20 protein-coding genes and 1 pseudogene are annotated in these 20,631 nt (G+C 63.4%); 10 read left to right on the top strand and 11 right to left on the bottom strand.

The genetic code is table 11. From position 1 onward, the window contains the following. Positions 1-157: 157 nt before the first annotated feature. The 3 genes from AABA84_RS02850 (at position 158) to AABA84_RS02840 (ending at position 3,881) form a co-directional block, all read left to right on the top strand. Positions 158-1,261 (top strand): glycosyltransferase, encoded by a 1,104-nt coding sequence (locus AABA84_RS02850; RefSeq protein WP_212253182.1) that lies wholly within the window; start codon positions 158-160, stop codon positions 1,259-1,261. Positions 1,262-1,264: 3 nt separating this feature from the next. Beyond that, positions 1,265-2,617: an O-antigen ligase family protein gene (locus tag AABA84_RS02845; RefSeq protein ID WP_212253184.1), complete on the top strand. Its 1,353-nt coding sequence runs from the start codon at positions 1,265-1,267 to the stop codon at positions 2,615-2,617. A gap of 118 nt (positions 2,618-2,735) precedes the next feature. Beyond that, positions 2,736-3,881: a GNAT family N-acetyltransferase gene (locus tag AABA84_RS02840; RefSeq protein ID WP_212253186.1), complete on the top strand. Its 1,146-nt coding sequence runs from the start codon at positions 2,736-2,738 to the stop codon at positions 3,879-3,881. A gap of 59 nt (positions 3,882-3,940) precedes the next feature. Here AABA84_RS02840 and wrbA read toward each other — a convergent pair whose 3' ends face one another. Continuing rightward, positions 3,941-4,540: an NAD(P)H:quinone oxidoreductase gene (wrbA, locus tag AABA84_RS02835; RefSeq protein WP_212253188.1), complete on the bottom strand. Its 600-nt coding sequence runs from the start codon at positions 4,538-4,540 to the stop codon at positions 3,941-3,943. A gap of 45 nt (positions 4,541-4,585) precedes the next feature. Further along, positions 4,586-5,284 (bottom strand): pirin family protein, encoded by a 699-nt coding sequence (locus AABA84_RS02830; protein ID WP_338311273.1) that lies wholly within the window; start codon positions 5,282-5,284, stop codon positions 4,586-4,588. A gap of 125 nt (positions 5,285-5,409) precedes the next feature. Between AABA84_RS02830 and AABA84_RS02825 the strand changes: the two genes are divergently transcribed. Then, the gene (locus AABA84_RS02825) at positions 5,410-6,345 is read left to right on the top strand and encodes a LysR family transcriptional regulator (protein WP_338311272.1); all 936 of its coding nucleotides are present in this window, start codon (positions 5,410-5,412) and stop codon (positions 6,343-6,345) included. Positions 6,346-6,375: 30 nt separating this feature from the next. On the opposite strand, the gene AABA84_RS02820 is transcribed toward AABA84_RS02825, so the two are convergent. After that, a complete protein-coding gene (locus AABA84_RS02820) occupies positions 6,376-6,633 on the bottom strand; it encodes a hypothetical protein (protein WP_212253194.1) in 258 nt (85 codons plus the stop codon). 146 nt (positions 6,634-6,779) lie between these two features. Between AABA84_RS02820 and AABA84_RS02815 the strand changes: the two genes are divergently transcribed. Beyond that, a complete protein-coding gene (locus AABA84_RS02815; RefSeq protein ID WP_212253196.1) occupies positions 6,780-7,766 on the top strand; it encodes a tripartite tricarboxylate transporter substrate binding protein in 987 nt (328 codons plus the stop codon). Between the two features lie 112 nt (positions 7,767-7,878). On the opposite strand, the gene AABA84_RS02810 is transcribed toward AABA84_RS02815, so the two are convergent. Beyond that, on the bottom strand, positions 7,879-10,497 hold the full coding sequence (locus AABA84_RS02810; RefSeq protein ID WP_338311271.1) for an autotransporter outer membrane beta-barrel domain-containing protein: 2,619 nt from the start codon (positions 10,495-10,497) through the stop codon (positions 7,879-7,881). 251 nt (positions 10,498-10,748) lie between these two features. Between AABA84_RS02810 and AABA84_RS02805 the strand changes: the two genes are divergently transcribed. After that, positions 10,749-11,096 (top strand): hypothetical protein, encoded by a 348-nt coding sequence (locus tag AABA84_RS02805; protein ID WP_212253200.1) that lies wholly within the window; start codon positions 10,749-10,751, stop codon positions 11,094-11,096. Positions 11,097-11,164: 68 nt separating this feature from the next. On the opposite strand, the gene AABA84_RS02800 is transcribed toward AABA84_RS02805, so the two are convergent. Genes AABA84_RS02800 through AABA84_RS02785 form a run of 4 tightly spaced genes read right to left on the bottom strand, consistent with a single transcriptional unit; the run spans position 11,165 to position 14,240 of the window. Beyond that, positions 11,165-11,995, bottom strand: a complete 831-nt coding sequence (locus AABA84_RS02800) for an adenylate/guanylate cyclase domain-containing protein (RefSeq protein ID WP_338311270.1) — start codon at positions 11,993-11,995, stop codon at positions 11,165-11,167. Positions 11,996-12,054: 59 nt separating this feature from the next. Further along, positions 12,055-12,522, bottom strand: coding sequence for a YbaK/EbsC family protein (locus tag AABA84_RS02795; RefSeq protein WP_212253204.1), 468 nt, complete (start codon positions 12,520-12,522; stop codon positions 12,055-12,057). A gap of 38 nt (positions 12,523-12,560) precedes the next feature. Then, positions 12,561-13,292 (bottom strand): haloacid dehalogenase type II, encoded by a 732-nt coding sequence (locus AABA84_RS02790; RefSeq protein ID WP_338311268.1) that lies wholly within the window; start codon positions 13,290-13,292, stop codon positions 12,561-12,563. A gap of 24 nt (positions 13,293-13,316) precedes the next feature. After that, positions 13,317-14,240, bottom strand: coding sequence for a LysR family transcriptional regulator (locus tag AABA84_RS02785; RefSeq protein ID WP_338311266.1), 924 nt, complete (start codon positions 14,238-14,240; stop codon positions 13,317-13,319). A 109-nt stretch (positions 14,241-14,349) separates the two neighbouring features. Here AABA84_RS02785 and AABA84_RS02780 point away from each other — a divergent pair, with 109 nt between their 5' ends. After that, a complete protein-coding gene (locus AABA84_RS02780) occupies positions 14,350-15,054 on the top strand; it encodes an alpha/beta fold hydrolase (RefSeq protein WP_212253210.1) in 705 nt (234 codons plus the stop codon). A 129-nt stretch (positions 15,055-15,183) separates the two neighbouring features. Further along, positions 15,184-15,885: an alpha/beta fold hydrolase gene (locus AABA84_RS02775; protein WP_338309580.1), complete on the top strand. Its 702-nt coding sequence runs from the start codon at positions 15,184-15,186 to the stop codon at positions 15,883-15,885. A 38-nt stretch (positions 15,886-15,923) separates the two neighbouring features. Here the strand turns inward: AABA84_RS02775 and AABA84_RS02770 are convergent. Next, a pseudogene (locus AABA84_RS02770) lies at positions 15,924-16,084 on the bottom strand (haloacid dehalogenase type II); the annotation flags it as partial. Positions 16,085-16,185: 101 nt separating this feature from the next. Between AABA84_RS02770 and AABA84_RS02765 the strand changes: the two are divergent. After that, complete coding sequence (locus tag AABA84_RS02765) at positions 16,186-17,946, top strand: caspase family protein (protein WP_338311264.1); 1,761 nt, start codon at positions 16,186-16,188, stop codon at positions 17,944-17,946. A gap of 465 nt (positions 17,947-18,411) precedes the next feature. Here the strand turns inward: AABA84_RS02765 and AABA84_RS02760 are convergent, their stop codons facing one another. After that, a complete protein-coding gene (locus AABA84_RS02760; RefSeq protein ID WP_445083398.1) occupies positions 18,412-18,783 on the bottom strand; it encodes a winged helix-turn-helix transcriptional regulator in 372 nt (123 codons plus the stop codon). Between the two features lie 148 nt (positions 18,784-18,931). On the opposite strand from AABA84_RS02760, the gene AABA84_RS02755 reads away from it, so the two are divergent. After that, on the top strand, positions 18,932-19,666 hold the full coding sequence (locus AABA84_RS02755) for an SDR family NAD(P)-dependent oxidoreductase (protein ID WP_338311262.1): 735 nt from the start codon (positions 18,932-18,934) through the stop codon (positions 19,664-19,666). 72 nt (positions 19,667-19,738) lie between these two features. On the opposite strand, the gene AABA84_RS02750 is transcribed toward AABA84_RS02755, so the two are convergent. After that, positions 19,739-20,623 carry a 4-hydroxyphenyl-beta-ketoacyl-CoA hydrolase gene (locus AABA84_RS02750; protein ID WP_018321552.1) on the bottom strand — a complete coding sequence of 295 codons (885 nt, stop codon included), beginning with the start codon at positions 20,621-20,623 and terminating at the stop codon, positions 19,739-19,741. Positions 20,624-20,631 lie beyond the last annotated feature (8 nt).

Genomic DNA, 20,631 nt, shown 5'->3' with positions numbered 1-20,631 from the left:
ACTCGCATTACAGCCAGATCGTTGCCGGGAAGCCGTGCGCGGCGCTGGTTTCGTCAGTTAGCGTTAAGCCGCTGGCATTAAGCCTGTGGCAAATTTGGAAGAGAGCGACAGCCGCTCCCATGCGAGAATGCGCATCCGGCTGCCGCGGATGGATCCAGTGCCCGCAAAGACCTTCGAACACGACCCAGATGCGATGATCCTCAACCTCTTCTATGAGGACAAGGACGACCGCTGGTTTCCCGGCGATCGGCATCTGCGGCGCATGGCGCGCCGCTTGCTGCTCGGCGAGCCGCGCATGAGCGGTCAGCTTCGCGTGTTCCTCAATCTCTGCGCGGGACTCGACCGGCTCGGGATCCGCTATCGCGTCAACGATTACGGCTACATCGCGCGGCATCCCGACGAGCTCGCCTGCATCATCGGCCGCACCTTCCTGCTCGACAAGTTCGCGTGGAAGAACCCGATCCTGCTCGGCGTCGCCGCCCACAATCATCCGCTCGACGACCCTGATTTGTTCAAGCGTCTGCCGGTGAAGAAGGTCGTGGTACCCGGCCCCTGGTACGTTGACATGTACCGGCCGTACTGGCCCGAGACGGAGGCCTGGCCGGTCGGCATCGACACCGATCTCTGGGCGCCGTCGCACGTCGCGCAAAAGGCGGTCGACGTGCTGATCTACGACAAGGTCTACTGGGACCGCGAGCGCTATGCGCCGGAGCTGATCGATCCCGTCCGCGCCCGGCTCCTGAAGGACGGCCGCTCGTTCACGGAGCTGCGTTATGGCAGCTATAAGGAGGAAGAGTATCAGGCCGCGCTGGCGCGTTCGCGCGCGATGATCTTCCTGTGCCAGAACGAGAGCCAGGGCATCGCCTATCAGCAGGCCTTGTCTTGCGGCGTGCCGGTGTTCGCCTGGGATCCGGGCGGCCCGTGGCGAGACCCCGATTACTATCCGCACCGTGTGCAGTTCGCGCCGGTGTCGTCGGTGCCGTATTGGGATGAGCGCTGCGGGGCCAAATTCGTCGACGTCGCGGGATTCGACGCGGGCTGGGAAAACTTCTGGGAAGGGTGCGCTGCGGGCGTGTTTGATCCGCGCGGCTATGTCCTGGACAGCCTCACGCTGGAGCAACGGGCGCTGCAATATTACGAGATCGCGCGGAGCATCGTGCGGCAGCCGGCGGCGTCGCAGGCCTCCGGTGGCCCGGTCGATGGACGCTCGATGGGGTTAAGCCACGACCTTGAGCTTCCCCGGCGTCACCAAATGTCTTGAACCATGGACCGCAGCGCCGCCGACATCACCGACATCGAGGCCCGATCGTTGGGCCGCGCCTTCCGCGACGGCCTTGCGGAGCTGAATGCCGTGCAGGCGGCGCGCTGCCTCGTCGCCGTCGCCTCGCTGCTGCTGGTGCTGGTGACGCTCGATCCCTTTCCGGACCTGCGCAATCCCGATGTCACCACCGTCGTCGGCGGACGAATGGCGCTGGCCTATGTTTCCTGGGGTCTCCTCGCTGCGGTTGCGGTGCTGTTCGTCGCCATCACGGATGCGCCCGCGCTGAAGACCCTGGTGACGCCGCTTCATCTCTGCCTCGTAGGCTGGCTGCTGATCAACATCGTCCTCTCCGAAAGCCCAGGTGTTTCGATCCAGCGTTTTGTGCTCGCCGCCAGCGTGACGTCGCTCGCCGTCCTGCTGCCATTGCTGCCGCCGACGCAGCGCAGCTTCAACCTGTGCCTGGGTGTCGCTGCGCTGGTGCTGCTCGCGCTCTGCTATCTCGGCGTCTTCCTCGCGCCGCACTATTCGATCCACACCGCGCTTGATATCAGCGAGCCGCAGCTTGCCGGCGACTGGCGCGGCAGCTTTGGTCACAAGAACATCGCCTCACCCGTGATGACCATCCTGGTCTATGTCGGCATCTACCTGTCCGCCGTCGGCTCGTTCGTGATGGGACCGGCGATCGCCGCGCTGGCCGGCATCTTCCTGATCTTCACCGGCGGCAAGACGTCGTCGGTGCTGTGCCTTGCGATCTACGCGCTCGCGTCGCTGGTCTATGTCACCCCCGGCCTGTGGCTGAAGCGGATCATCTGCTTCGTGCCGCTGATCGTGATGAACCTGCTGACGGTCGGCAGTGTCATGAGCCCGGCGTTGGGGGCGATGACGCGCTTGCTGCCGCTCGATCCGACCTTCACCGGCCGCTCCGCGATCTGGGAGTTCGCGCTCGCGGCCGTTACCGAGAAGCCGATCATCGGTCATGGCTATGCGGCCTTCTGGGATGATGTCACGGCGCGGCAGACCGCCCAGGGCGCCGAATGGGCGACGTCGGCGGCGCATAGCCACAACAGCTATCTCGACCTCGCGGTCACCATCGGTCTGCCGGGGCTGCTGCTCGTGATACTCGTCTTCGTGCTCGCACCTCTCGGCAATTTCCAGTCAGCCCAGACCCACAATCGCAGTGGGGCGCTGGCAAAGCTGTTGCTGACCGTGTGGCTGTTCGGCCTGTACTACGGCGCGACCGAGACCTTCCTGCTCGAACGGCAGAATCCGATCTGGTTCATGTTCGCGCTCGCCGTGGCCGGCCTGCATTTCCTCGCCAGGTTCCAATGCGTCGAGCAGCTGGAACCGGAGCTCTGACAGCTTGTCGCAGTCGAGGCGATGGTGGCATCGGCTTAACGATAAGCGGCTAGGTCTCTTGTGGTGTGCGACAAAACATAATCTATCTCGAAACATTCAGTAATCGTATGCCTCGCAGATGACGTTCCTCAGCGTCGAGCAACCAGATGGTCTTGTGTCCAGCACGTCGAAAATCGCCGTCGATTTCGTGCGTGACTGGCGGCAGGCCGCGTCGCGTCTGAACGCCGGGCATCGCACCGCATTCCAGCATGGCTACTGGCTCGATGCATGGTATCAGGCGTTTCACGATTTTGCGCCGCTGATCGCGATGATCTCGGATGCCACCACCGGCAGGGACATCGCGCTAGTGCCGATGGTCAGCCACATCAGGCGCGGCATCCGCATCGTCGAATTCGCCGATCTCGGCGTCTCCGACAACAACGCGCCGATCCTGGCGCTCGATGCCGCGTTGGACGCGGCGGCGATGGATGCGATCGGCGGAGCCCTGGTTGAGGCATTGCGCGCCTTGCCGGACCGCTTCGACCTGCTCCGCCTGAGGAAGATGCCGGCCCAGGTCGGCGGCAAGCCGAATCCGCTGGTGTTGCTCGGGCGGATCGGCTCCTCGTCGCTCAACGGCAATGTCGTGCTGATGGGCGACGACTATGAGAACTATCAAGCGTCGATCAAGCGCATGCAGATGCCGCGTTGCTGGCGCGTCTTCAGCCGGCACGAAGGCGCGCGGTTCGAGATCGCCGCGGACGTTGCGCGCGCGCATGAGCTTCTTGACGTGATGGATGTCCAGCAGCAGGCGCGCATGCGCCAGCTCGGCTCGCGGTTCGTCCTCAACGACGACGCCCATGCCCGGTTTTACCGCGAGGTCGCCCGCCAGGGCGTCGCGGACGGCTATGCCGTCGTCACGGCGCTCGTCTGCGATAAGGGTACCGTTGCCACCGCGTTCGGCGTCAGATCCGGCGCGACCTATTACCTTCTGCGCATCAGCCACGCCGGCAATCCATGGTCGAGCTGCTCGCCGGGGCTGCTCGTCGCCGAGCGCACGATGGCGGCGTTGCATGCGGAGGGCGTGCGCCGCTTCGACCTCAGCATCGGCAATCAAGACTACAAGCGGCGCTTTGGCGCCGAGAGGGTGCCGCTGACCGACGTCAGCATCGCGCTGTCCTGGCGCGGCGCTCCCTTTGCGTGGCGCGACCATGCCGCGCAGGGCCTGCGCCGCCATCCCGCGGCGGCCGCCCTTGCGGCGCGCGCCATGGGCAAGGGGACACGCTGAAGCGGCACTCCCGAACGGGAATGCCGCGACGCATCGGCGCTACCGATCAGCCATGGAGCTCAGCCATGGAGCTTCCTGGCGGTCTCCGCGATCTGGCGTCCCTGATAGCGCGCGCCGGCGAGCTCGTTGGCGCTGGGCTGGCGGCTGCCGTCGCCGCCGGTGATCGTGGTGGCGCCGTAGGGTGCGCCGCCGGTGACCTCGTCGAGCTTCATCTGGCCGGCGAAGCCGTAGTTCATGCCGACCACGACCATGCCGAAATGCAGGAGGTTGGTGATGATCGAGAATAGCGTCGTCTCCTGGCCGCCATGCTGGGTCGCAGTCGACGTGAAGGCACCGCCGACCTTGCCGTGCAGCGCGCCCTTGGCCCAGAGCCCGCCGGCCTGATCGAGGAAGTTCGCCATCTGCGAGGCCATGCGGCCGAAGCGGGTGCCGGTGCCGACGATGATCGCGTCGTAATTGGCGAGATCGCCGATCTCAGCCACGGGAGCGGCCTGATCGAGCTTGTAATACGAAGCCTTGGCGACCTCGGCCGGCACCAACTCCGGCACGCGCTTGACGTCGACGGTGGCGCCCGCCTCGCGCGCGCCTTCGGCGACGGCGTTGGCCATCGCTTCGATGTGGCCATAGGCGGAATAATAGAGGACGAGAACTTTGGTCATGGTGGTCTCCGTTGGGGGGATGAGATGATTGGTTGATTGGAGCGTTTACGCCGCGTCGACGAGCACGAGCTCGGTGTCCTCGAGCGCGGTGATCTTCAGCCGGTCCTCGTCGCGGATCGCGGCGCCGTCGCGGGCGTTGACGCGCACGCCGTTGATCTCGACTGAACCTGCCGCGGGCACGAGGTAAAGATGCCGCGCCTTCTCTGGTGCGTACTCCGCGCTCTCGCCGGCCTTGAGCGTGGTGGCGAGCACCCGCGCATCGGCGCGGATCGGTAGCGCGTCGGTGTCGCCTTCGATCCCACTCGCGATGGTCACGAGCTTGCCGGAGCGATCCGCTTTCGGAAACGGCTTCGAGCCCCAGGTCGGCTGTCCGCCGTGCTGCGTCGGCTCGATCCAGATCTGGAAGATCCGCGTCCTGGTCGGTTCCAGATTGTACTCGGAGTGGCGGATGCCGCTGCCGGCGCTCATCACCTGCACGTCGCCCGCTTCAGTACGGCCCTGATTGCCGAGGCTGTCCTGATGGGTGATCGCGCCTTCGCGCACATAGGTGATGATCTCCATGTTGGCGTGGGGATGGGCGGGAAAGCCGGTGTTGGGCGCGATCTCGTCGTCGTTCCACACCCTTAAAGAGCCATGGCCCATGTTGTCGGGGTCATAATGGCTGGCGAAGGAGAAATGATGTTTTGCTTTTAGCCAACCGTGATCGGCGCCGCCGAGCTTGTTGAAAGGTCTGAGTTCGATCATTTGGTTTATCCCTGTGTGGGCGTCCTGAATGTCTGATGACCCTTGGATAAGCCTCCGTCTGTGGTATAGAAATAGAAACTGTTGAAACGCATTGTTTCCGTGGATGCCCCAATTGGACGGCCCTGATGGCAAAACTCCCTGATTTCGAGGCGCTCGCGATTTTCGCAAAAGTCGTGGAGTTACGGTCGTTTGCGGGGGCCGCGAGCGAGCTCGTCATGTCCAAGGCGACGGTGTCCAAGGCGGTGACGCGGCTGGAGGAGAGGCTCGGCGCCCGGCTGTTCAACCGCACCTCGCGCCGCCTTGCGCTGACCGACGCCGGGCACAAGCTCGCCGAGCGCGCGACGCGCCTTTTGGCCGACGGCGAAGCCGCGGAGAACGAGGCACTGGCGCAATCGGTGGCGCCGCGGGGCCTGGTGCGGCTCGCCGTGCCCATGACGTTCGGCATCAAGGCGGTGGCGCCGCTGCTGCCTGAGTTTTTCGAGGCCTATCCGGAAGTCTCGGTCGATCTGCATTTGAGCGATGCGACCGTCGACCTGATCGGCGAGGGTTTTGACATGGCGGTGCGGATCGCGCGGCTGCCGGACTCCTCGCTGATCGCGCGGCGGCTCTTCACCATGCCGCGCTTCACCGTGGCTGCGCCGTCCTATCTGAAGAAGCATGGCCGGCCGACGCATCCGATGCATCTGGCCGAGCACAAATGCTTCAGCTACGCCTACATGTCGACACCCAATGTCTGGCACTACACCAATTCAGCCGGTGAGCAGGCCAGCGTGCGCCCGGGCGGCCAGCTTCGCGTCAACAACGGCGAAGCCGTGATGCCGGCGCTGATCGCGGGTCTAGGCATCGCCGAGCTGCCCGAGTTCATCGTCGGTGAAGCGATCTCGTCGGGCGCCGTCGAAGTGATCCTGAAGGACTGGAAACAGGCCGAAGGCGCCGTACACCTGGTGACGCCCCCCGGCGGCCCGCGTCCCGCCCGCGTCGAGGCGCTCGGCGATTTCCTTGCGGCCAAGCTGCCGGGCACATGCAAGCGGCGGACGCGCGGGAAGGTCAAGGCGCCGTAGGAAGGCGAGCGGCATCAATGACGGCTTCGCCTACGCCACCTTCACGCCGTCGATCGCGACGATGCGCAAGGCTGGCTTCAGCGTTTCTTCCAGCTGCGACTTCAATTCGTGAACGCGAGGGTCCCTCGAACGCCTCGCACAAACCGCGTATTGATGGACCGATTGCGCCAATGCGCGGCGCGCTTCCGGCGTACGTGTCACGTCGGGCCTTGCAAGCCGCAGAACGATCGCGGCGAGATTCACCAGCATCTCGTCCAGGGCGACATCGATGGTTCCAAGTTTCGGCATCTGCTCACTCCCTGGGAGGGCAACAGCGGCTCCAGGCATGCGTTCCGGGCTGGGCCGAACATGGCTAACGCTTCGTAAAAATCTTGTTCTTGCCGATCGCCGCGCTAGGCTGGGAGCGAAGAAGAAAATTCGGGGAGGGATCTGCCATGGATCGACGCGATGTCCTGCGCGCCGCTGCTGCACTGCCGTTGCTGCGCGCTGCGTTACCCGGACCGGCCTTCGCGCAAACCTACCCAGCCCGCAACATCACCATGATCGTGCCGTTTCCGGCCGGCGGACAGGCCGATCTCGCGGCGCGGCCGGTGGCGATGGCGCTGGAGCGGATCCTCGGCAAGGCTGTCATCGTCGACAACCGTGCCGGTGGCGGCGGCGGCTCGGTCGGCAATGCCGCGGCGGCACGCGCCGAGCCCGACGGCTACACGCTGCTGATGACGCTGTCCTCGCTCGCGGTGCTTCCCGAGGCCGACCGTCTGTTCGACCGTCCCGCCGCCTACGAGGTCTCGCAGTTCATGCCGATCGCGCGCGTGCTCGCCGATCCCACGCTGCTCGCCGTGCCCGCCTCCGCACCGTGGAAAACGGCGCAGGATTTCGTCGAGGATGCCCGGAAACGCCCGGGTCAGATCACCTATGGCTCGTCGGGCCCTTACGGCACGCTGCATGTGGCGATGGAGATGTTCGCGAACAGCGCCGGCATCAAGCTGCTGCACGTGCCGTTCCGTGGCGCCGGTCCCGCACTCACCGCGATCCTCGGCGGCACCGTGCAGGCGATCGCCGCCGCACCCGGCACGCTGAAGCCGCAGGTCGACGACGGCAAGCTGCGCGTGCTCGGAAATTGCGGCGCGCAGCGCATCGCGAGCTTCCCCGACGTGCCGACCTTCCAGGAGCTCGGCTACAAGGACGTCGAGATGTACATTTGGGCGGGGCTGTTTGCGCAAAGTGCGCTGCCGACACCGATCGCGACCCGCCTGCGCGAGGCGATGGCGCAGGTGATGGCGAGCCCCGAGGTGCTCAAGGCCTTCGAAACCTCGGGCAGCCTCGTCGCCTATCAGGATGCGCCGGCCTTCGCCCAATTCGTCGCGACCGACAGCACGCGGCTGATCGCGGCGGTGAAGAAGATCGGCAAGGTGGAGTAGGGGCTTCGCTCTAAAGCGCGATGCGATTAGGATGAATCGTCATCGCGCTTTAAGTTGTCTGTTTAAGCATGATCTTTTCGGAAAACCGCTGTGCACTTTTCCGGATCATGCTCTAGAATTCGCTGCGGACGACGCCCCGCAGGGTGTGCCGGTCATATCCCGGCGCGAACGCACCCTCGTAAGACGCCTTGAACGATGTCGCGGCCGTGAGGTCCCATCGGATCTCGGCACCGGTGAGCGCCACCGTGCGTGCGCGCTCGACGCCGGTGATCGCGAACGGAATGCCGGGCGCGCCTTCGAGCGCAGCCGTAATGGTTGCTGCGTTGCCGGAAAACTCATGGCGTACGGCAAGGGTCGCGCCGAACTGCGCCGCGTGACCGTTCTGCATCATCATGCGGTGATGGGTGCGCAAGCCGGCCGTGCCGTAGCCGACGTCGAAGCTGCCGGCGCGCACCAGCTGATTGACGCCGGGCGCGCCGGTCTCGGAGAAGCTGCCCTGGCGCGTTGAATACCAGTCGGCCTTGGCGAATGGCTCGGCCGTAAAGCCCCATCCGGTCTCGAAGGGACGTGCGATGCCGAACGAAGCGGCAAAGGTATTCGCCCGCGAGGACGCGGTTGCAGTCTGTCCCAGGAACGAGATCGTGCGGGAGGATTCCAGCGCCGCGAAGGAATAGCTGATGGCGGATGCGAGGTTGAATCCCCCGGCTTCACCGCGTGCGTAGAAGCCGGCATGACCGGCATTGGCGTCGATGCGGTCGGCCCGGCCCGCCAAGCGCAACTGACCGGTCGATGCGCCGATCGCAAGGCCGGCCGTGAAGCCCAGCAGGTTCCAGAGATCGGCGCCGAGGGCCGCGCCGCCAACGGCCGTGCTGGTCCCGAAAGCAATGTTGCTCGTCGCCACCTTGTCCCAATTGCCGTACCCGCCGAACCAGACGCTCTGCACCGGCGCAGCGCGGCGACCCCGCAGCGCCTTGCCGATCGGGTCCGCCGGCGCCTCGGCGTAAGCGGTGGCCGCCATCCGCACGCTCTCGCCGCGCGACTGCGTGCCGGCGTTCCACATGAAGCTCTGGAACATGTCGGCCTGGTCCGCGGTGAAGCGGCGAGCGTCGGCGTGAATCTGCCCGGCGAGATCGTCGAGGCCGGCCTTGATGCCCGATGTGTTGAGCGCGGCGAGCGTGTTGATCGCGGTGCCGAGCGGTCCCGATGCGCCGCCGGACTGCGCCTGATCCAGCGCGCCGGCGACCGCCGTCTGGTTCGGCGTCAGGCCCGACAGCATGCCGAAGCCGCCGACCTGTTGCAGGATGAAGTAGACATTGTTGGCATCGTAGCTGAGCTGCCCCGAGACCAGCGGGCTGCCCGAGGTCGTGAGCGTCGCGAACGTGCCGCTGACGCCGCCGGTCGCGGTGAGGATCGTATATTGGGTGTTGGCGAGGAAGCCGGCGCCGAGCGGCACGATCTGCACCGTGCCGCCATTGAGCGTCGCCGTTCCGGTGGCCGCGATCTTGTCGGACTGACCGCCGGGATTGATCTCGACCTGAAAGGTCGAGCCGGCGTTGAAGGTGACGTTGCCGCTGACGTTGAGGGTCCCGATCGAATTGCCGGGCGCGATCCTGCCGCCATTGTTGACGACGATGCCGCCGACCGTGCCGGTGCCGCCGAGATAGCCGCCGTTGACGGTGACCACGGAGGGCAACGAGCCGTTCACGATCAGGCCGCCGGCATCCACCGTGGTGGCACCGTTGAAGGCGGTGGTGCCGGTCAGCGTCCAGACCGAGGTGCCGGTCTTTGTCAGTTGCTCGAACTCGTCGAATTGCAGTCCGGCTCCGAGATTGCCGAGATCGAACGAGGCGCTGCCGCTGCTGCCGAAATTCAGCGTGTCGGTGCCAGTCCCGCCGCGAACATTTCCGGTGATGGTCGAGCCGGGGGCGAGGCCCAGCAGGTCGTCGCCCCCGAACAGGCCGATCGCTCCGCTGCCGCCGCCCGAGATGGTTCCGGCATTGAGGACAGTGTCGGTGCCGGAAGAGCCCTGGATGGCGATGAAGAAGCCACCCGAAATCGTGCCGCCATTGATGAGCGTGTTGCCGCCGGCAATGAGCTGCACGCCGGTATGGCCGCCGCCGATCGATCCACCCTGATAGACAAGGACGACATTGTCGCTGGACGTGCCGCTGATCCGCAGTCCCGTCGTGTTTCCTCCGGTGCCGACGACCGTCCCGCGAATGTTGACGAGATTGCTGTTCGAATTGTCGATGACGATGGCCGCTTCGGCGTTGCCCGTACCCTCCGCGATCCCGCCGGCCGCGATCGTCACATTGTTGTGGCTTGATCCGTTGGAGAGCAGTACGGCTCCGCTGTAGGTCGAAGCTGTCGCCTGATTGTTGACGGTGACATGCGAAGCAATGGTGCCGTCAAACACGATCGCGGGAATCCCGGCGCCCGGCAGGAGCGACGTCAATGTACCGTCGCCGACGTTGACCGTGACGTTGCTGCCGCCGGTGGCGTTGATGTGGTCGGTGTTGCCGAGGCCGGTGCAGGTCGCGACATCGCCCGAATTGAGCGCGCCAATCGTACCGGTGCCGGCCACAGTGCACGCCGCGAGCGCCGGGCTCGGCATCAGGACCGGGAACGCGGCGAGCGCGAGGGGCGTCAACGCCGCGGTGACGAGCAGCCTGTGACGCAGGATGGCGGCCGTTGTGGCACTTTGCGCACAGGCCGGTATTGCAGTCGGCATCGACATTCCCCTCATTGCAACACGATTGCTAGCGGGGAAGCCCTCATGCTTCTTGGCGTTATGCGAAATGCCTTATGGCCAAAGGCGCAAGACGCCGGTTTGCGCCGGCGCTGTTGCGGCGCTGCCACGGACTGGAGCGCCAGCGAGACCGCCGAGGTTCCAGCCGCGTTTTCACATTTTTTTGTTGGTCCAGAACCGGCTCCCGCCTCATTGATTGATGAGAATTCGCAGCAATCGAGAAGGAACGGGATATGCGAACAGAGCGGATTGCGCTGGGTGTCGTGCTCGCGATCGGCGGCATCGTCGCGCCGGGCGCAGCATTCGCCGAGGAATATCGCGGGACCATGGAACAGCAGATGGCCTGCACGCCGGATGTCTGGCGTCTGTGCAGCGATCAGATTCCGGACGTGAGCCGGATCACGGCTTGCCTGCAGCAGAACACGCCGCAGCTCTCGAGCGGCTGCCGTGCCGTGTTCCAGTCCAATAACCAGATGTCGCCGCAGCAGCAGGTCCCGCGCAATCGCGCCGCACCGCCGCCGCGCTATAACAATGCGCCGCCGCCCCCTCCGCAGCGTCCCTATGACGATTACGACGATTAGGCTTCGAAGAGCGCATGATCCGGAAAATTGCGCAGCGGACGGCGCGACGATGCGGTCGTGCCGCCCGGTCAGCGCTCGGTCTTGCTGTCCGATTCAGGTCGCTGTCCCAGCACCATCCGCAGGACGACACCGAAGAGAATGGCTGCGACTGGCCAATGGAACCAGATCTTGTTGCCAGTGAAAAGATTGATCAGAATCAGGAAGGCCGACACCGTGAGGGCCGCTGCCAGCGGGCGGGGCAGCTTTGCGAGCCAGTCCGAGACGACATTCGTCGCCGAAGAAAGCTCGCGCCTGTCTTCCACCCGAGGAGCACGCGCTCGCTCCGAGGGCGTTGCGCTTGCCGCGATCGGGAAGCTCCCTTGTGCGGCGGCCCGGCCGCCCAGGGTCAGCCGATAACTGGTCAGGGGAGCAATGTTCTTCAGGGGACGCTGGCCGAGACAGTCGAAGCCAACGGACAGCTTGTTGTGCACCTGGTCGTAGACGGAGCTCGAGATCACGACGCCGCCGGGCTCAGCGAGCTCTTGCAGCCGCGATGCGATATTGACCCCGTCGCCATAGATGTCGGAGCCGTCCACCATCACGTCGCCGAGGTTGATGCCGATGCGAAACTGCATCGGGCTCGCCTGGGGCGTGTCAGCAGCCTGATTGGAGATTTCCTGCTGGATCTCGACCGCACATTGCACGGCCTCGACCACGCTGGCGAACTCGGCGATCACGGCATCGCCCCAGGTATTCACGATGCGGCCGTCATGGCGCTCGACCAATCGCGCAATGGCCGTGCGGTAGCGGCGGAGCGTCTCCAGCGTCCCGGCCTCGTCCGCTTCCATGAGACGAGAATAGCCGTACACGTCGGCGCACAGCACGGTGGTCAGTCGGCGTTTCACCTTGTCGTCGGTCATCGTCGCTATGCTAGCCTCCCTGGCCGGCAAATGCATCAGGCATCGTATCCGGTGCCACCTTACGGCCTGACCTCGCAGACATCGACCCATTCGGCGGCGGTCAGTTCGGCCATGCGATCGGGGGTGATGCGCACCGCGCTGTGGGTCGAGCCGGCGGCCGGCACCACCACGTCGAATGCCTTCAGCGACACGTCGCAGTAGATCGGCAGCGGCGCCTTCAGCCCGAACGGACAGACCCCGCCGACCTCGTGGCCGGTGATGTCGGCGACCTCCTCCAGCCCCAGCATCTTCGGCTTGCCGCCGAACTGCGCCTTGACCTTCTTGTTGTCCATCCGCGAGGTGCCGGCGGCGACGATCAGGATCACGCGTTCGCCGACGCGCAGGCTCAGCGTCTTGGCGATCATTCCGGGCTCGACGCCATAGGCTTCGGCGGCCAGCGGCACCGTGGCCGAGCTGATCTGTGATTCCATCACGGTGATGTCGGGGGCTTTCTCGGCGAAGAAGGCGCGAACGGATTCCAGGCTCATTCCGGGCAGCTCATTTCAGACTTTGCGGGCGGCGATGCCTAAGCAATCATTGGCAGCTCGGACAGCGAACGGACGCGGTGGTCCGGCGCAAATCCAAGCTCGTCCATCTGCGTGCGGATCGCCTTGAACAGGGTCAGCGGTGCCACGAGTTCGTTCTCGACGCAAGCCAGCGCCATCGCCTCCGGCGTCACCCGCTCGATCCAGGCGACGTTCAGCCCGAATGCTTTCGCGCCCGCCACGTCCCAGGGGTTGGAGGACACGAACAGAACCTCTTCAGGCGTGGTGCCGAGCTCCTCGCCGATCAGCTCATAGGCCTGTGGGCTCGGTTTGAAGATCTTCTTCGCGTCGACGCTGATGGTCGCATCGAGCAGGCGGTCGAGCCCGGAATTGCGTACCAGCGCGTTCAGCATCTCCGGGCTGCCGTTGGAGAGGATAGCGAGCTTTCGCGGCTTGAGCGCTGCAAGCGCGCTTGTCGCATCCGGATAGAGATCGAGGTGCAGATATTTCTCGATCACCCGCTCGAACGCCTCGCTCTCATAGGCCAGCCCGAGCACGCGCAGCGTATAGGCGAGGGAGTCGCGGGTGACCGCGGCAAAATCCTGGTAAGCCTGCATCAGCGAGCGCAACCAGGTGTATTCGAGCTGCTTGATCCGCCAGACCTGCGTGATGATCTCGCCATAGCCCGGAAACGCATCCTCGGTGACCTCAGCCACCGACTGGATGTCGTAGAGCGTTCCGTAGGCGTCGAAGACGACTGCTTTGATGGTCATCGGCTGTCCCTTCGCGACCGCCAATTATTGAACTTCGGCATAGCGGATGATGCTCTGATTCTGAACGCTTGCGATCAATTCATCTGCGCGAGACAAAAGCCGTTGGAGCAACGGGGAGGAATTTTCCTGATTGAACCCCAAGGCTAAATCGACCGTTGGCGCTCCTCCCTCGATCGCTCTGGCAACAACGTTGGGCGCCAGCATATTCTGCGCATAGAGGGGAACAAGACTAATTCCGCCTGTGGACGCTACGAGCGACATCGCCGACGATATATTCTCGCCTTCGTACCTTGCCTTGAGCGTGATCCCAACCCTGGATGCATAATCATCAATGACGGCTTGCAGCACCGGGGAGGTTCTTGCCGAACTGACGTAAATTTCCCGGGCCAGATCTTGCGGCCGAATCTTTTTGCGAGAGGCCAAACGATGGTCAGCCGGAAGCACAGCAATCAAGGGCTCCTTCGCCAGCATCTTGAAGATTAGACCCGCGCTGTCTTTCTCAGGCCGAAGGAAGGCGACATCCAACTTTCCTCGCATCAACGCGAGCGTGAGTTCTGGAGAGGATTGAGTGCAGAGCGTGACTTCGACCTCGGGTGCTTCCTCGCGGAGGATCCGCAACAGATGGGGTAGCCACATAACCTCCAATCCAACCAGGAACCCCATGGAAAGCGCGGGTCTTTGCGGCTCGGCCGTCCGCCGGGCACCGTCAGTCGCCGCCTCTACTTGCAAGAGCGCCAGCCGAGCGTGATCGAGAAACACTCTTCCTGCGGCTGTCAGCGTCACGCCGCGGGCCTGGCGCTCCAATAGCTGTACGCCAACTTCGTTTTCCAGATCGCGAATCTGTCGACTCAAAGACGGCTGCGATGTGTTCAGCCGCCGCTGGGCAGCGGTCAAAAAGCTGCCCTCTTCCGCCACGGCAACGAAATAGCGCAAATGCCGAAGTTCCATTCGCCCTCGTATATCTTTGAGGCATAGCTCCGAGCGTACAAGGTCTTAGTCATCAACAGAAGGGGGATTTAGCTTCGCGCAGTTTCAACCCACCAAGGGACCAGGAAGAATGTCGACAACCTCCAAGCCTAGCATCGTGTTCTGTCACGGCCTCTGGGCCGATGGCTCCTGCTTCGGCAAGGTGATTCCCACCTTGCAGGCCGATGGTCACGAAGTGATCGCTGTCCAATACGGGCTCAACAACTACGCGGACGACGTCGCCACCGTGAAGCGCACGCTGGGTCGGGTCAACAGCCCAGCCGTACTCGTGGGTCACTCCTATGGCGGAGCCACCATCACGGGCGCCGGTACCGACGAGCGCGTCGCCGGCCTCGTTTACATCGCCGCGGTCGTCCCGGATGTTCGGGAGACCGTGCAGAGCCAGCTCAACAAGTACCCGACCGAAATATTCTCCCAGATCGAGAACGCAGGCGGGCGTATCTGGATCAAGCCGGATGGCGTCAAGTACTTCGCGGGAGACCTTTCCGAGCAAGAGCAGAAGCTGGTGTGGGCGACCCATTATCCGCCCGCTGCCGATCTGCTCGATCAGCAAAATCTCGATGAAGTCGCCTGGAGGTCCAAGCCGAGCTGGTACATCCTCGCGCAGAAGGACCAGACCGTGCATCCCGACCTTCAGCGTTTCCTGGCCAAGCGCATGAATGCCACCACGGTCGAGACCAACAGCAGCCATGTCACCATGCTCTCCCAGCCTGACCTCGTCATCGAGGTCATTCGCAAGGCCGCTGCCGCGGTTCAGGCGAGTCGGTCGAAGTAGGTGGCATTTCGCTCGCGAAGGGGACGCCGTTTAAGGCGTCTCCTTTTCGCCGATTCGGGGGATTTCGGAAGACGTAGCTGGGTCTTTCGCCAGAATTCGGGATCCAGTCACGACAATTGAGGAGTGCCCATGTCCACCGTCTCGAAGCCAACAATCGTCTTTTGTCACGGTATCTGGGCTGATGGCTCGTGCTTCAGCAAAGTCATTCCTGCATTGCAGACCGACGGCCACGAGGTCATTGCCGTCCAATATGGATTGGACTCCTATGAAGAAGACCTTGCGACGGTGAAGCGCACGCTCAACCGCGTTGGCAGCCCAGTGCTCCTCGTCGGTCATTCCTATGGCGGAGCGACCATCACCGGCGCCGGTACTGATGATCGCGTTTGTGGCCTCGTCTACATCGCAGCCGTGGCCCCCGATGCAGGTGAAACCGTGCAAGACCAGCTCGATAAATATCCATCGGACATCTTCTCGCGCGTCGAGATCGCAGACGGACGAGCCTGGATGCTGCCGAGCGGCACCGAGTTTTTTGCCGGCGACCTTTCCGAGGCAGAGCAGAAGCTGGTGTGGGCCACTCATTATGCGCCCGTCGCCGATCTGTTCCAGCAGCAGAAGCTTAGCGCGGACGAGGTCGCGTGGAGATCGAAGCCAAGTTGGTACATCCTGGCTACTGGAGACCATACGGTGCATCCCGACCTGCAACGCTGGGTCTCGAAGCGCATGGGAGCGACGGTCACGGAGGTGGCAAGTAGCCACGTGCCGATGCTTTCTCAGCCCGACCTTGTGATCGACGTCATCCGCAAGGCGGCAGCCGCTGTTCGAAAGAGCTAGTTCGCAGGATGGGTTGAGCTCTTGCGAAGCCCATCCTACGCGCTTGTCGCATCCGGATAGAGATCGAGGTGCAGATATTTCTCGATCACCCACGCGAGCGCCTCGCTCTCATAGGCCAGCCCGAGCACGCGCAGCGTTAGGCGAGGGAGTCGCGGGTGACCGCGGCAAAGCCCTGGTAACGCCGCATCAGCGAGCGCACCAAGGGGGGCACGGCATCGAAGTGTGATTGATATCACAGAGCCAATGCTTGCCTTTCATCAGGCTCGACGTAGGCTGCGCACACGTTGATCGGGGCCTGCGATGGGCGCTCTTCGTTGGTTTTCATTATTCTTTTTCATCTGGCTGACCTGCGGTTCGGCGCAGGCCGAGCGCCGCGTGGCGCTGGTGATCGGTAACTCGGCTTATGAAAAGGTCGCGCGGCTCGGCAATCCCTCCAGCGATGCAGCACTCGTGGCCGAAACTCTGAAGGCCGCCGGCTTCGATCTTGTCGACCTGCGTCGTGACCTGAAAGTAGCTGATATGAGGCGGGCGCTGCGGGACTTTGTCGAACAGTCCCGCGATGCCGAGGTTGCGGTCGTTTACTATGCCGGTCATGGCATCGAGGTTGATGGGGTCAATTATCTCGTCCCGACCGATGCAGTCCTCGAACGTGACACTGACATTTATGACGAGGCATTGTCGCTGGATCGGGTGTTGGTCGCTATCGAGCCTGCGAAGAAGTTGCGGCTGGTGGTTCTTGACGCATGCCGTGACAGCCCGTTCTCGAAGGTGATGAAGCGGACTCTCGCTTCCAGGGCGATTGGGCGCGGCCTCGCAAAGGTGGAACCCTCAAGCCCCAACACTCTGATTGCCTTCGCATCAAAGGCAGGTTCAACGGCGCTGGACGGTGATGGCAAGAATAGTCCGTTCACGGCGGCGATGGTTCACCACGTTACCAAGCCTGGCCTGGATCTGCGAAAGGCTTTTGGTTACGTCCGCGACGAAGTTTTGAAGTCTACCGCCAACAGGCAAGAGCCATATCTCTACGGCTCACTTGGAGGCGATGATTTATCGCTTGTCCCGGCAGCGGCGGCGCCGTCCCCAACAGGACCGCAGGCTGATCCTCAGACGGCGATCCGAAGGGACTACGAGCTGGCGCTGCAACTCGGCACCCACGATGGCTGGGAAGCTTTTCTGTCTCAATATCCAGATGGCTTCTATGCCAACCTTGCAAGAGCGCACGCGAAGAAAATCGCTGCAGAAGAGACGCGGGCGGCTGCCGCCGAAAAGGCGAGGCTGGCGGAGCAGGAGAGGGTTCGCCTTGCCGCAGAAGGTGCAAGACAGTTCGAGATTGAAAAAGCAGCCGCGGCTGCCAAGGCTGCTGAAGAGGCCCGCATCGCTGCCGAGAAGGTCAAGCAGATCGAGCAGGACAAGGCTGCTGCTGCTGAAAGAGCTCGTCTGGCCCAGGAGAACGCGGCCCGGGAACAAGCAATTCGAGAGAAGGCCTCGCGAGAAAAGAACCAGCAGGTCGCTGCTCTGCCACCTCCCGCCGAGACGGAGCAGATCAGCGCCGATACGGCTCGCGCGCTGCAAGCCGAGCTACGTCGTGTGGGATGCAATGTGGGCGTTGTCGACGGCGTTTGGGGTGAGCCCTCGCAGAAAGCCCTCGACCTCTTCAACAAGCACGCTGGCATGAAACTGAATGTGAGCGTCGCCACGACCGACGCGCTCGACGCCGTCAGAAACAAGGGCGGACGAATCTGTCCGCTGACTTGCGAGAACGGCTACCGCGCAGAGGGGGACCGCTGCACGAAGATCACCTGCCGCAAGGGCTACGTCCTGAACGACGAGAATGAGTGCGAGAAGAAGGGAGCATCGCCTGAAGCAAAGAAAAAGCCAGAGCTGCAGCAACGCGAAGTAAGACCCTCTTCGTCCTCCGCCGTCACGCGCGCTGATGCGGCTCTATCTAACGGTACCTACCAGAAATGCATGGGCCCCATCACGGGATGTTATGCAAGGGCTATCCAGCAGATGGATCCGCAAAGAGCCAAGATCTGGTGCAGTCGGCAGCCGACGTGCTGAATCACGAAGGCGGAGAAGAATGAAAGTTGCTCGTCGTCAGGCTATCGTCGGCGCAGTCGCGTTTTGAATTCGCATCGGCTCAAATGGATAGAGACGTTCCACTGTCGAAGCGCAAGGCGTACGCTCGTAATGATCGAGTTGCTTTCTTTCTCAGTCAAATTCTTGGGTAAAGTCTGACTAGATCCTGAAACAAGGGGGGCGGTTGATGTCGAGGATTCTTGCAGTTCTTTTTGTTGTGATGTTTCCGCTGGTGTTTGCGGTCGAAGCGAGGGCTCAGGTGCACAGTCCAGCGGCCAAGATGAGCTCTGACAACGGACAATGTCCCACCGGCAGTTGCGCCATGGACGGTTCGGCTTTTGCAAAACACCGCAAATATTGTTCGCCAGCCAACTGTCTAAACAACCGTTTTAACAGGAAGCAGACGCAGAGGTAGAGTTTGCATGGCGTTCGATGCAGCCATTCAAGCTAGCCAGTCGGCGGACGTCCCCGCCGCGTCCAGGTCGCGCGCTCGGCGAAGACCTGGCTGACCTCAGCCATGTGCTCGGTGCCCCACGCGCAGAGCGGCACGAGAGCCTGGGCGAGGCTGTGGCCCAACGGGGTGAGGCTGTAGTCCACCCGCGGAGGCACCTCCTTGTAGTCGGTCCGCTTCACGAGCCCATCGGCCTCCAGCTCCTTCAACTGCTGGATCAGCACCTTGTCGCTGACGTCGCGGATGGCGCGCCGGAGCTCGCCGTAGCGGGTCGGGCCGTCCTGGGCGACGAAGTACAGGATCAGCGGCTTCCACTTGCCGGCGACCACCCGCAAGGTTGCATCGAGGCCGCAGGTGAAGCCGGGCAAAGTCGGCGTGCAGCTCTGGACCGGTGTTGGAGCCTGTGCAGGCGGGAAAGTCGTGTCTGACATTTTTTAGGTACTTACCAAAAGGTGCATACTTGTCGATAGGTAGGTATGCCGCCAGCTCAGTGCAACCTTAGTGAAGGAGCACATCATGAGCAGACTACAAGGCAAGACGGCAGTGGTGACCGGCGGCGGCACCGGCATCGGATTTGGAGCGGCGAAACGCTTCATCGACGAAGGCGCGTTCGTCTACATCTTCGGGCGGCGGCAGGAGCAGCTCGACGCCGCGGTGGCGAAGCTCGGATCCTCGGCGCGCGCCGTCAGGGGCTCGGTGACCGATCTGTCCGACCTTGACCGTCTCTACGAGACGGTCAAGAAAGAACGAGGCGGGCTCGACATCCTGTTCGCCAACGCCGGGACCGGGTTGTTCGCGCCGCTCGGCGAGATCACGCCCGAGCATTACGATCATATCTTCGACGTCAACGTGAAGGGATTGGTCTTCACCGTGCAGAAGGCGCTGCCGCTGATGACGAAGGGCGCGTCGATCATCCTGACCGGTTCGAGCACGGGCGTGATGGGAACGCCGCAGTTCAGCATCTACAGCGCGACCAAGGCCGCGGTTCGCAATCTGGCGCGCAGCTGGGCGCAGGATCTGCGCGGCACCGGCATCCGCGTCAATGTGCTGTCGCCGGGGCCGACCAAGACGGAGCTGGCGCTGGAGATCGTCGGCGAGGAAGCCTTCGACGCGCTTGGAAGCACGACGCCGCTCGGTCGCGTGGCAGCCCCGTCGGAGACAGGCGCGGTCGCCGCGTTCCTGGCGTCGTCGGACAGCAGCTTCATGACCGGAAGCGAGGTGTTCGTCGACGGGGGCCTCGCTCAGATCTGACGCTCTGAGCCTCGGGCGTGAGGGCTTCGGTCATCATGATCGAAGCCCTCCATGCCGACGAAGATGCTGCTGCTAGATCCCCAGCAGCTTCCTCGCGTTCGCCTTCAGCACCTTCGGCCGGATCTCGTCGCGGATCTCGATCTTGGCGAAGTCGGACAGCCAGCGGTCCGGGGTGATCACCGGCCAGTCCGAGCCGAACAGCATCTTGTCCTGCAGAATCGAGTTGATGTAGCGCACCAGGATCGGCGGAAAGTACTTCGGCGACCAGCCCGAGAGGTCGATATAGACGTTCGGCTTGTGGGTCGCGACCGACAGCGCTTCTTCCTGCCAGGGGAAGGAGGGGTGGGCGAGGATGATCTTGAGGTCGGGGAAATCGGCCGCGACGTCGTCCATGTACATCGGGTTGGAATATTTCAGCCGCATCCCCATGCCGCCGGGCATGCCGGAGCCGACGCCGGTCTGGCCGGTGTGAAACAGCGCGACCGCGCCGCCATTGTTGATCTCTTCGTAGAGCGGATAGGCCATGCGGTCGTTGGCGTAGAAGCCCTGCATGGTCGGGTGGAATTTGAAGCCGCGCACCCCGTATTCCTCGATCAGCTTGCGCGCCTCGCGTGCGCCGAGCTTGCCCTTGTGCGGGTCGATCGAGACGAAGGGGATGAGAACGTCGAGATGGTCGGAGGCGGCCTCGATCATCTCGTAGTTGTTGTAGCGGCGGAAGCCGGTCTCGCGCTCGGCGTCGACCGGGAAGATCACCGCGGCGATGTTCTTGGAGCGGTAGTAGGCCGCGGTCTCCGGCACGGTCGGCGGATGCTTGTTCGGCGACTTGAAGTATTCCGCCATCTGCGCCTGGAAATCGTCATAACCGTCGTCGGGGTGGCAGCCGCAGGGCTCCTCGGCATGGGTGTGGATGTCGATGGCGACGACATCGTCGATATTGGGCAGCTTCAGCTTCGGCATGGGTTTCC

Source organism: Bradyrhizobium sp. TM239, assembly GCF_036247985.1.
Classification (GTDB): Bacteria; Pseudomonadota; Alphaproteobacteria; order Rhizobiales; family Xanthobacteraceae; genus Bradyrhizobium; species Bradyrhizobium ottawaense.
Note: the sequence above shows the minus strand (reverse complement) of the source record. Positions and strands in the feature narration are given on the sequence as shown.

Excerpts from the sequence above, each read along its gene's own strand:
- AABA84_RS02805 (WP_212253200.1), top strand. The coding sequence starts at position 10,749 with ATGCGAACAGAGCGGATTGCGCTGGGTGTCGTGCTCGCGATCGGCGGC.
- AABA84_RS02755 (WP_338311262.1), top strand. The coding sequence starts at position 18,932 with ATGAGCAGACTACAAGGCAAGACGGCAGTGGTGACCGGCGGCGGCACC.
- AABA84_RS02775 (WP_338309580.1), top strand. The coding sequence starts at position 15,184 with ATGTCCACCGTCTCGAAGCCAACAATCGTCTTTTGTCACGGTATCTGG.
- AABA84_RS02780 (WP_212253210.1), top strand. The coding sequence starts at position 14,350 with ATGTCGACAACCTCCAAGCCTAGCATCGTGTTCTGTCACGGCCTCTGG.
- AABA84_RS02785 (WP_338311266.1), bottom strand. The coding sequence starts at position 14,240 with ATGGAACTTCGGCATTTGCGCTATTTCGTTGCCGTGGCGGAAGAGGGC.
- AABA84_RS02810 (WP_338311271.1), bottom strand. The coding sequence starts at position 10,497 with ATGCCGACTGCAATACCGGCCTGTGCGCAAAGTGCCACAACGGCCGCC.
- AABA84_RS02765 (WP_338311264.1), top strand. The coding sequence starts at position 16,186 with ATGGGCGCTCTTCGTTGGTTTTCATTATTCTTTTTCATCTGGCTGACC.
- AABA84_RS02795 (WP_212253204.1), bottom strand. The coding sequence starts at position 12,522 with ATGAGCCTGGAATCCGTTCGCGCCTTCTTCGCCGAGAAAGCCCCCGAC.
- AABA84_RS02820 (WP_212253194.1), bottom strand. The coding sequence starts at position 6,633 with ATGCCGAAACTTGGAACCATCGATGTCGCCCTGGACGAGATGCTGGTG.
- AABA84_RS02845 (WP_212253184.1), top strand. The coding sequence starts at position 1,265 with ATGGACCGCAGCGCCGCCGACATCACCGACATCGAGGCCCGATCGTTG.
- AABA84_RS02790 (WP_338311268.1), bottom strand. The coding sequence starts at position 13,292 with ATGACCATCAAAGCAGTCGTCTTCGACGCCTACGGAACGCTCTACGAC.
- AABA84_RS02825 (WP_338311272.1), top strand. The coding sequence starts at position 5,410 with ATGGCAAAACTCCCTGATTTCGAGGCGCTCGCGATTTTCGCAAAAGTC.
- AABA84_RS02750 (WP_018321552.1), bottom strand. The coding sequence starts at position 20,623 with ATGCCGAAGCTGAAGCTGCCCAATATCGACGATGTCGTCGCCATCGAC.
- AABA84_RS02815 (WP_212253196.1), top strand. The coding sequence starts at position 6,780 with ATGGATCGACGCGATGTCCTGCGCGCCGCTGCTGCACTGCCGTTGCTG.
- AABA84_RS02830 (WP_338311273.1), bottom strand. The coding sequence starts at position 5,284 with ATGATCGAACTCAGACCTTTCAACAAGCTCGGCGGCGCCGATCACGGT.
- AABA84_RS02840 (WP_212253186.1), top strand. The coding sequence starts at position 2,736 with ATGACGTTCCTCAGCGTCGAGCAACCAGATGGTCTTGTGTCCAGCACG.
- AABA84_RS02800 (WP_338311270.1), bottom strand. The coding sequence starts at position 11,995 with ATGACCGACGACAAGGTGAAACGCCGACTGACCACCGTGCTGTGCGCC.
- wrbA (WP_212253188.1), bottom strand. The coding sequence starts at position 4,540 with ATGACCAAAGTTCTCGTCCTCTATTATTCCGCCTATGGCCACATCGAA.